Origin of the sequence: Geminicoccus sp., from assembly GCF_035556675.1 — a bacterium.
GTDB lineage: Bacteria > Pseudomonadota > Alphaproteobacteria > Geminicoccales > Geminicoccaceae > Geminicoccus.
Genome location: NZ_DATMFZ010000354.1, coordinates 1 through 8,962, shown reverse-complemented (window position 1 = coordinate 8,962; position 8,962 = coordinate 1). Strand labels below are relative to the sequence as shown.

8 protein-coding genes and 1 pseudogene are annotated in these 8,962 nt (G+C 68.9%); 3 read left to right on the top strand and 6 right to left on the bottom strand.

The window, feature by feature from the left end:
- Both topA and dprA read right to left on the bottom strand, forming a co-directional pair.
- A partial coding sequence (gene topA / locus VNS22_RS24915) for a type I DNA topoisomerase (protein ID WP_325737339.1) occupies positions 1 to 2,082 on the bottom strand: 2,082 nt, incomplete at its 3' end.
- Positions 2,083 to 2,181: 99 nt separating this feature from the next.
- Positions 2,182 to 3,342, bottom strand: a complete 1,161-nt coding sequence (dprA, locus tag VNS22_RS24910; RefSeq protein WP_325737337.1) for a DNA-processing protein DprA — start codon at positions 3,340 to 3,342, stop codon at positions 2,182 to 2,184.
- A 41-nt stretch (positions 3,343 to 3,383) separates the two neighbouring features.
- Here dprA and VNS22_RS24905 point away from each other — a divergent pair, with 41 nt between their 5' ends.
- Both VNS22_RS24905 and VNS22_RS24900 read left to right on the top strand, forming a co-directional pair.
- Positions 3,384 to 3,998: a class I SAM-dependent methyltransferase gene (locus VNS22_RS24905; protein WP_325737335.1), complete on the top strand. Its 615-nt coding sequence runs from the start codon at positions 3,384 to 3,386 to the stop codon at positions 3,996 to 3,998.
- A gap of 97 nt (positions 3,999 to 4,095) precedes the next feature.
- A pseudogene (locus tag VNS22_RS24900) lies at positions 4,096 to 4,365 on the top strand (SDR family oxidoreductase); the annotation flags it as partial.
- A 7-nt stretch (positions 4,366 to 4,372) separates the two neighbouring features.
- Here the strand turns inward: VNS22_RS24900 and plsY are convergent.
- The 4 genes from plsY to VNS22_RS24880 all read right to left on the bottom strand — a co-directional run bounded on the left by plsY (position 4,373) and on the right by VNS22_RS24880 (position 7,516).
- A complete protein-coding gene (gene plsY / locus VNS22_RS24895; RefSeq protein ID WP_325737331.1) occupies positions 4,373 to 4,990 on the bottom strand; it encodes a glycerol-3-phosphate 1-O-acyltransferase PlsY in 618 nt (205 codons plus the stop codon).
- Positions 4,991 to 4,993: 3 nt separating this feature from the next.
- Positions 4,994 to 6,304, bottom strand: coding sequence for a dihydroorotase (locus VNS22_RS24890; protein WP_325737329.1), 1,311 nt, complete (start codon positions 6,302 to 6,304; stop codon positions 4,994 to 4,996).
- Positions 6,301 to 7,251, bottom strand: a complete 951-nt coding sequence (locus tag VNS22_RS24885; protein WP_325737327.1) for an aspartate carbamoyltransferase catalytic subunit — start codon at positions 7,249 to 7,251, stop codon at positions 6,301 to 6,303. The genes VNS22_RS24890 and VNS22_RS24885 overlap by 4 nt, the downstream gene beginning before the upstream one ends.
- 67 nt (positions 7,252 to 7,318) lie before the next feature.
- Positions 7,319 to 7,516 (bottom strand): hypothetical protein, encoded by a 198-nt coding sequence (locus VNS22_RS24880; protein WP_325737325.1) that lies wholly within the window; start codon positions 7,514 to 7,516, stop codon positions 7,319 to 7,321.
- A gap of 341 nt (positions 7,517 to 7,857) precedes the next feature.
- On the opposite strand from VNS22_RS24880, the gene VNS22_RS24875 reads away from it, so the two are divergent.
- Positions 7,858 to 8,847, top strand: a complete 990-nt coding sequence (locus VNS22_RS24875; protein WP_325737323.1) for a hypothetical protein — start codon at positions 7,858 to 7,860, stop codon at positions 8,845 to 8,847.
- Positions 8,848 to 8,962 lie beyond the last annotated feature (115 nt).

The window sequence follows — 8,962 nt, the reverse complement described above, 5'->3', positions numbered from 1 at the left end:
GTTGGGCGGCAGGGACGAGCGCTTGGCCGTCTCGCCGGAGCCCCGCTGCACATAGGGGCCGAACCGGCCGACCTTCAGCCACACCTCCTCGGCATTGTCCGGGTCGCTGCCGAGCAGACGGTCCTTGCTCTCCGCCGCGTCCGCATCGCCGTTCGGCACGTCGAGCTGCCGCGTGTAGCGGCATTCCGGATAGTTCGAGCAGCCGACGAACGCGCCGAACTTGCCGATCTTGAGCGAGAGCTGACCGGTGCCGCAGGTCGGGCAGATCCGCGGGTCGGAGCCGTCCTCGCGCGGCGGGAACAGCCGGCTCGCCAGCGCGTCGTTGAGCGCGTCGATCACCTCGGCGACCCGGCGCTCCTTGACGTCCTCGATCCGGGCCTTGAACGGGTCCCAGAAGGCGCGCAGCACCGCCCGCCAGTCGACCTCGCCGGATGCCACGTCGTCGAGCTGGTCCTCCAGCTTGGCGGTGAAGTCCGGCTGGACATACTGGTCGAAGAACGAGGTGAGGAAGGCCACCACGATCCGGCCGCGCGATTCCGGCACGAAGCGCTTCTGCTCGAGCCGCACATATTGCCGGGCCTGGAGCACCGAGAGGATCGAGGCATAGGTGGAGGGTCGGCCGATGCCCAGCTCCTCCATGCGCTTGACCAGGCTGGCCTCGGTGAAGCGGGGCGGCGGCTCGGTGAAGTGCTGGCTGGGGGTGACTCCCTCGCGCGTCACCGGCTCGCCCACCATCATCGGCGGCAGGAGCCGGCTCTCGTCGTCCTCGTCGTCCGCGGCGGGATCGTCACGGCCTTCCTGGTAGAGCTCCAAAAAGCCCGGGAAGGTCACGGTCTGGCCGGTGGCGCGCAGGCCCACCGAGCCGTCGGTGGCATCGATCTCAGCGATCACCCGGTCGAGCAGGGCGGCTGCCATCTGCGAGGCGACCGTGCGCTTCCAGATCAGCTCGTAGAGCCGGCGCTGGTCGTCGTCGAGGAACTGCCCAACCTCCTTGGGCGTGCGGAACACGTCGGTCGGCCGGATCGCCTCGTGGGCCTCCTGGGCGTTCTTGGTCTTGGTCTTGAACACCCGGGGCTTGTCCGGCAGGTGCCGCTCGGAGAAGCGGCTGCCGATCCAGCGGCGGCACTGGCCGATCGCGTCGTTGGACAGGGCCACGCTGTCGGTGCGCATGTAGGTGATGAGACCCACCTGCTCGCCGTTCAGGTTGACGCCCTCGAACAGGCGCTGGGCGGTGCGCATGGTGCGGTCCGCCGAGAAGCCCAGCTTGCGCGAGGCCTCCTGCTGGAGCGTCGAGGTCGAGAACGGCGGTGCCGGGTTGCGGCTGACCTGCTTCTTCTCGACCGAGCCCACCTTGAAGCTCGCCGCCTCGATGGCACGCACGGCCGTCATGGCCGCGGCCTCGTCCGGCAGGTCGAACCGGTCGAGCTTCTTGCCGTTCAGCTTGGCCAGCCGCGCGGTGAACCCGTCGCCGCGCTCGGTCCGGCAGGCGACCGCGATCGTCCAGTACTCGCGGGCGACGAACGCCTCGATCTCGGCCTCGCGCTCGCAGATCAGGCGCAGGGCCACCGACTGCACCCGTCCGGCCGAGCGGGCGCCCTGCAGCTTGCGCCACAGCACCGGAGAGAGGGTGAAGCCCACCAGATAGTCGAGCGCCCGGCGCGCCTGATAGGCGTCGATCAGGTGGTGGTCGAGCTGGCGCGGCTGCTGCATCGCCTCCAGCACGGCGGGCTTGGTCACCTCGTAGAACAGGACCCGCTCCACCTGCAGGCCCTTCTTGATCGCCTTCTTGTCCTGCAGTGCCGAGAGCAGGTGCCAGGAGATCGCCTCGCCCTCGCGGTCCGGGTCGGTCGCCAGCACCAGGCGGTCGGCGCCACGGACGGCCCGCGCGATCTCGTCGATCCGCTTCTTCTTGTCTTCCTGGACCTCATAGATCATGCGGAAATCGTCGTCGGGAAGGACGGAGCCGTCCTTCTCGGGCAGATCGCGGACATGACCATAGCTGGGCAGGACGGTGAACCCGTCGCCCAGATACTTGTTGATCGTCTTGGCCTTGGTCGGGGATTCGACGACGACGACGTTCATCAGCGGCTTTTCTCGGGGTGCCCACCGCGACAGGTCGGCGGCGACGGGGATCGGGTCGGGAAGGTGGGCCCTGTCTTCCGAGTTGCAAGAGCCTGCGGGTCACAAGGCTCGGGCGAACAGCAGGGAGACACGGTTGCCACCATGCCGCTCCAGGCGACCTTCGAGCTCCAGCTCGAGCAGGGTCTCATGGATCTGGGCCGTCGTTGCTTGGCACTGGCGTACGAGATCGTCAACCGCGAGGGGTTCGGCACCCAGACAGGCCAGCACCTGCGCCACGAGGCCGCCCGGTGCCGCCGCAGCGCTGCCCGGCAGGTCGCCCGGCAGGTTCGGAGGCGGTGGCTGCGCACGCTCCGGTCGTCGCGGCGGCGGTGCGATCCGCTCGCGGCGCATGATCAGCGGGTCGATCACGGCGCGCACGTCGGCCGCGTCCTCGATCAGCACCGCCCCGTCCTTGATGAGCTGGTTGGTGCCGCGATGCCGCTCGTCCAGCGGCGAGCCCGGCACCGCCATGACCTCGCGGCCCTGCTCCAGCGCCAGCCTGGCCGTGACCAGCGAGCCCGAGCGGATGGCAGCCTCGACCACCAGCACGCCCAGCGACAGCCCGGCGATGATCCGGTTGCGTGCCGGAAATGCGGCCGCCCGCGGCTCCGCGCCGAACGGCCGCTCGGTCACCAGCAGGCCACAGGCCGCGATCCGTGCCGCGAGTTCGGCGTTCTGCTCGGGATAGACCTGATCGATGCCGGTCGCGATCACCGCGATCGTGCGGCCCGGTGCCGTCACAGCCCCTTCATGCGCCGCGGTGTCGATGCCACGCGCCAGGCCGGACACGACCGTGTAGCCTCCGGCCGCCAGCTCGTGCGCGATCGTGCGGGTCAGCGTGCGGCCGTTGCCGCTGGCATGGCGCGAGCCGACGATCGCCACCGCCGGCATGTCCAGGAGGGCCGTGTCGCCCAGGACCGTCAGCACTGGCGGTGGGTCGTGGATCGTGGCGAGTGCTGCGGGAAAAGCCGGCTCGCCCAGGAACAGGAGGCGGGCGCCATGCCGCTCGGTGGCGGCCCATTCGCGCTCGACCGCCGCAGGATCGGCCAAGCGCACACTGGCCGTCGCCTCGCGCGGCAGCTCGTGCCAGCGCTCCAGCACGTTCCTGGCGCTGCCCAGGCGGAACAGGAGCCGGCCGAACGCGCGGGGGCCGATCCCGTCGCTGCGGCACAGGCGCAGCCGGGCCAGGGCTTCCGCGGTATCGTCCGGCGCCTGGATCATCCGGGTTCCAAAGGGGTCTCTTGCCACTAATGCATTAAGAGATGGGCGCTGTGCAACCTTGGCGAGAAAAACTGCTGGGCTACTGGGACCGGGCCGGGCAGGGGCCGCTCCGCCCCACCGTGGCCCATGCCCTGGCCGCGTTCGCACGGGAGGCCCGGACCACGCCCCTGCGGGTGGTGGACCTCGGCTGCGGCATCGGCCGGGATGCGTTGCCGCTCCTGGCCATGGGCCACACCGTCCATGCGATCGATCGCGAGCAGGTCGCGATCGATCGCCTCCGCACCGCCTGCCCGCCGGGCGACCTGCCGAGGCTGACCACGACCGTCGCACGGTTCGAGGACGCGGGCTGGGCGGAGGTCGATCTCACCGTGTCCTCCTTCGCCCTGCCGTTCTGCCCGCCGGAGCGCTTCGCCGATCTGTTCACCCGGATCCATGACCGGCTGGCACCAGGCGGCCGGCTGGCCTGCCAGCTGCTGGGCCCGCACGACGGTTTCGCCGGTCGACCGGGCATCACCATCCACACGCCGGCCGAGGTGGAGGCGCTGCTGGCGCCGTTCACCGTGGAGCGGCTGGACGAGGAGGAGACCGACACGGTGACGCCGCGCGGCCGGCCGAAGCACTGGCACCTGTTCCACTTGGTGGCGCGGCGGCGCTGACCGGTCAGGCCGCCGGCAGCGGGACCGCAGGCGCAGCAGGCTCGTCGGCGGCGGCACCCAGCAGGGTCGGGCGCATGGCGCGTGGGGCCTGCGCGACCCCAGGGGGATCCGGGTGAACGCGGTGGCACCCGGCTGGATCTACACGGACGCCGCGGAGGCGCTGGTCGAGCGGATCGCCACGAGTGCCGGCATCGACGCGGCGGCGGCGCGCCAGCGCATCCTGGATGCGCTGGGCAGCATCCCGCTCGGTCGCCCGGCCCAGCCCGAGGAGGTGGCCGAACTCATCGCCTTTTTGGCCTCGGACCGCGCCGCGGCGATCCACGGCGCCGAATACACCATCGATGGCGGGACCGTGCCCTGCGCCTGAGCTGACCTTATGGCTTCTTGGCGAAGCTCAGCTTGTTTTCCTCGCCCCGCGCCAATCGGCCGATGTTCTGGTGGTGTTTCACGATCACGATGATGCCGATCACCGCGAACAGGAGGGCGGCTCGCGGATCGCCCAGGGCGAAGGCCACCAGCGCCGCCGTGAGGGAGGCCAGCACCGAGCCCAGCGAGACGTAGCGGGTGAGCGTCACCGCCGCCAAAAAGACCAGGAGCGCTGCCAGCAGGGTGACTGGGCTGATCGCCAGGACCACCCCGGCGGCGGTCGCCACCCCCTTGCCGCCCTTGAAGCCCAGCCAGACCGGGAAGCAGTGGCCCAGCACCGCGCCCAGCCCCACCAGCATGGCGAGGTCGCGATCGAACCAGAGCAGGGCCGCTGCGACCGGCAAAGCGCCCTTGGCGGCATCGAACAACAGGGTGGCCAGTGCCAGGCCCTTGCGCCCGGTGCGCAGCACGTTGGTGGCGCCGATATTGCCCGACCCGATGGCGCGGATGTCGCCGGCCCCGCCCAGCCGGGTCACGATCAGGCCGAACGGGATCGAGCCCGCCAGATAGCCGAGCACGAGGGCCAGGAGGTGGGGCCAGCCCCACGCGGCGGCGACGGGTTCCATCGTTCAGTCCAGTCTGGTGGAGATGGGCCCGCCCCGGCGGAACACGACGCGGCCGTCCACCAGCGTCGTTTCGACCCGGCCCATCATGAGCCGGCCCTCGAACGCGGTGTTCTTGGACGCGCTGTGCAGGTCGCGCTCGGCGACCTTCCAGGGCCGGTCCGGGTCGAGCAGGATCAGGTCGGCGGGGGCACCTATCGCGAGCGTGCCGGCCTCGATGCCGAGCAGTCTCGCGGGCGTGGTGGACAGGCGGACGAACAGCTCGGCCAGGCTCATCCGCCCGTCCGCCACCAGGCGCAGTGCTATCGGCAGGAGCGTCTCCAGGCCGACCACGCCGAACTCGGCGCTGGCGAACGGGAGGCGCTTGCTGTCCTGGTCCTGCGGGCGGTGGTCCGAGGCGATCGCGTCGATCGTGCCGTCCACCACCGCCGCCTCGATCGCGCGCCGATCCGCCTCCGCCCGCAGCGGCGGCGAGACCTTGGCGAACGTCCGGTAGCCTTCGACCTCCAGCTCGTTCAGCGCCAGGTGGTGCGGGGTGCAGTCGCAGGTGACCCGCACCCCCTCCGCCTTGGCCCGGCGGATCGCCTCCACCGCCTCGGCCGTGGTGATCCGCGAGAAGTGGATCCGCCCGCCGGTAGCCTTGGCCAGGCGCAGGTCGCGCTCGATCAGGATGACCTCGGCCTCGCGCGGGATCGAGGCCAGGCCCAGCCGGGCGGCGATCGGCCCCGGGTTGGCCACGCCGCCCCGGGCCAGGTCCGGCTCTTCCGGATGCTGCATCAGGAAGGCGTCGACCAGCCGGCCATAGCTGAGTGCCCGGCGCATGATCCGGGCACTGGCGACGGCCAGATGGCCATCGGTGAAGCCGACCGCACCCGCCTCGCGCAGCAGGCCGAACTCGGCCAGTTCCTGGCCCTTCAGACCCTTGGTGATGGCGGCATAGGGGTAGACCTTGGCGAGCCGCACCCGCCGGGCGCGCCGTGCCACGAACTCGACCATGGAGGGGTCGTCGATCGGCGGCTGGGTGCCGGGCAGGCAGGCGAAGCTGGTGACGCCGCCCGCCACCGCGGCCAGCGCACCGCTGGCAAAGCTTTCCTTGTGCTCGGCACCCGGCTCGCCCAGCTGCACGCGCAGGTCGACCAGGCCCGGTGCCAGCACCAGCCCGCCCGCGTCCAGCCGCTCGGCATCGATCGATCCGTCCTGGCCGAGAGTGGGGCCATGGGCGGCGATCTTGCCATGCTCGACCAGCAGGGCGCCCGGAGTCTCGGTGCCGGCCGCCGGGTCGACCAGCCGGGCATTGGCGATCAGCAGGCGGCTCATCGCTTGGCCTCCGGTCCCGCCAGCGCTTCCAGCACGGCCATGCGCACCGCCACCCCCATCTCGACCTGGTCCAGGATGGCGCTGCGGTCGATGTCGTCGGCCACCACCCCGTCGATCTCCACGCCGCGGTTCATCGGCCCCGGATGGAGGACCAGGGCGTCCGGGGCGGCATTGGCGAGCTTGTCGCGGGTCAGTCCGTAGAGGCGGAAATACTCGCGGATCGAAGGGAGATGGGCGGACTGCATCCGCTCCAGCTGCAGGCGCAGCATCATCACGATGTCCGCCCCTTCCAGGCCGCGCATCATGTCGGTGGTCACCTCGGCGCCATAGGCCTCGATCCCGCCCGGGAGCAGGGTGGGCGGCGCCACCAGCCGGACCCGGGCACCCATCGCGAGCAGCAGCAGCATGTTGGAGCGGGCGACCCGGGAGTGGAGCACGTCGCCGCAGATCGCGACCGTCAGCCCCTCGATCCGGCCCTTGCGTCGGCGGATGGTGAGCGCGTCGAGCAGTGCCTGGGTCGGATGCTCGTGCAGCCCGTCGCCGGCATTGACCACCGAGCAGCGCACGTGCCGGGCGAGCAGGGCCACGGCCCCGCTCTCGCCATGGCGCACCACCAGCACGTCCGGGTGCATGGCGTTCAGTGTCATCGCGGTGTCGATGAGGGTCTCGCCCTTCTTCACCGAGGAGGTCGCGACCTCCATGTTGACCACGTCGGCGCCCAGCCGCTTGCCGGCCAGCTCGAACGAGGTCCGGGTGCGGGTCGAGTTCTCGAAGAACAGGTTGAGCAGCGTGCGGCCGGCCAGCCGGTCACGGCGGTCGGCGAGGCCGCGGTTCACGTCGACGCAGGCATCCGCCCGGTCGAGCAGGTCCTGGATCTCGTAGGGCGCCAGCCCCTCGATGCCGAGGAGGTGTGGCCCGCGGAAGCGAAGGGAATATTGGTCGTCCATGGCCGGGAGGCATAGGCCCGGCCCGCCCTGCCGACAAGCAGCGGCGATGCTGCCGGATGCCGCCTCGTCAGCGCGACGGGCGAGTCTTCTCGACCGTCTCGACCCGCAGTCCCATCGGCGCCAGCCAGAGGCTCGCCCAGGTGGCGAAGCCCAGGCGCAGCATATTCAGGGGCATCAGCCAGGCATCCGCAGGGTCGAAGACCATCGGTTGGGCCGGTACGGCTCGCGCCGGCTGGGCGCTGCGCAGTGGGATGATGTCTGCCATCTGAATTCTCGACCTCGCCTATGCCTACTTGTGAGCGACGGCCGAAAGTCCGTCTATGCCCGTCGAGCAACAAACAGACCAGTAGCAGCAAGGTGCCTTCAGCCAGTGTGACTGCCGTCACCACGGCAACATGTTCCGCACATGGATGCACCCACCCAGATGATGACGATGCCACGGCGGGCGGGAACGTCCGAGCGACTGGCGTGGCCAAGGACTGCAGGAAGAGCCGCGGCCTGATGCTTCTGATATGTTGCTGAAGTTAACTAATTATTAACCAATTTCCGCCACTAGTAAATCGGGGATCGCGCATCTGGCGCATCCGCTATTGCTAGGGCGCAATCATGCAGATCAGCCGGCGTTCTTTTGTCATTGGTGCGTCGGCCGTGCTAATGCAACATTCAATTCCTAGTATCTCGCTCGCTCAATCCGGCGGCATGGAGCCATACTATCACGAAATCATTCAGAACAGAGGTCGCTATGGCAAGGTCTGTCATCTCTTCGGTGACAGCATCATGCGCGGCTGGGCCTTGGGCGAATTCTGGGACGGAGAGAAGGTAGATCCGACAAGAAACGGCAACGGTCCGGAAGGCGTCAGTTCGGTACAGGGACATCCGCTTTCCTGTTGGTATTCGATCGCAGCATGCATGCGCGACTTGGCTGTGGAGAATCGTCAGAATCGGCTCGGCATTGGCTATGCGGGTGGTGCCGATCCATCGATGGTCCGAGCATTGGTCGAGAACGGCACGATCCGCACTGGCGACTATGTCATATTCGAGGATGCGGGTGACCATGGCGCCGACCCAGTCGCCTACTTCCACAAGGTTCGCAACTGGCGGCAGTCGGTGATCAACCGCGTGAACGCCACCTGCATCCTCATGACGATGTTCGACTATCGTCCATTTCGAGGGCAGTACCCCAACATGGAGTATGACCGGCGCTATCGGATCCTCGATGGTCGGATCCTATCGACGAACGACGCTATCCGCATGGCTGCTAGCAGCATCTATTGGAAGCGCGGGCAACCACTTGGCCGGACCATCCTAATCGACATGAACCGCCGCATGGATGAATGGCGCAACTACTGCCTTGCACACAGCCGTCTCGATCCCATTCATACCGACGGCGTACATCCCAACTGCTGGGGGCAGTGGCTGATGGTGCGAGAAATCCTACAGGCCATGGGACGCGCTGATCTGCGGACTGTCCGCATCGAGCGGAATGTCCAGCGGGCATCCGAGAACTGGCAGTTCCTCGGCTATGGCACCGCCCGGCCAGACTGGTCGCCGGACCGGGCAGCGTTCCATCTGCGGCGGTTGTTTCGCCAGATCTGAAGTGTCTGAACTTACTGGCTCAGTAGATCATGCCGAGTTCGAGCTGCGCCTCTTCCGACATCATCGAGGGATGCCAGGGCGGGTCCCAGGTGATCTCGACCGTGCAGCCGGGGAT

What these genes read in the sequence shown, in the direction of transcription:
- VNS22_RS24885 (WP_325737327.1), bottom strand. Translation starts at nt 7,251, where the DNA reads ATGGACGACCAATATTCCCTTCGCTTCCGCGGGCCACACCTCCTCGGC.
- VNS22_RS24880 (WP_325737325.1), bottom strand. Translation starts at nt 7,516, where the DNA reads ATGGCAGACATCATCCCACTGCGCAGCGCCCAGCCGGCGCGAGCCGTA.
- VNS22_RS24890 (WP_325737329.1), bottom strand. Translation starts at nt 6,304, where the DNA reads ATGAGCCGCCTGCTGATCGCCAATGCCCGGCTGGTCGACCCGGCGGCC.
- VNS22_RS24875 (WP_325737323.1), top strand. Translation starts at nt 7,858, where the DNA reads ATGCAGATCAGCCGGCGTTCTTTTGTCATTGGTGCGTCGGCCGTGCTA.
- dprA (WP_325737337.1), bottom strand. Translation starts at nt 3,342, where the DNA reads ATGATCCAGGCGCCGGACGATACCGCGGAAGCCCTGGCCCGGCTGCGC.
- plsY (WP_325737331.1), bottom strand. Translation starts at nt 4,990, where the DNA reads ATGGAACCCGTCGCCGCCGCGTGGGGCTGGCCCCACCTCCTGGCCCTC.
- VNS22_RS24905 (WP_325737335.1), top strand. Translation starts at nt 3,384, where the DNA reads ATGGGCGCTGTGCAACCTTGGCGAGAAAAACTGCTGGGCTACTGGGAC.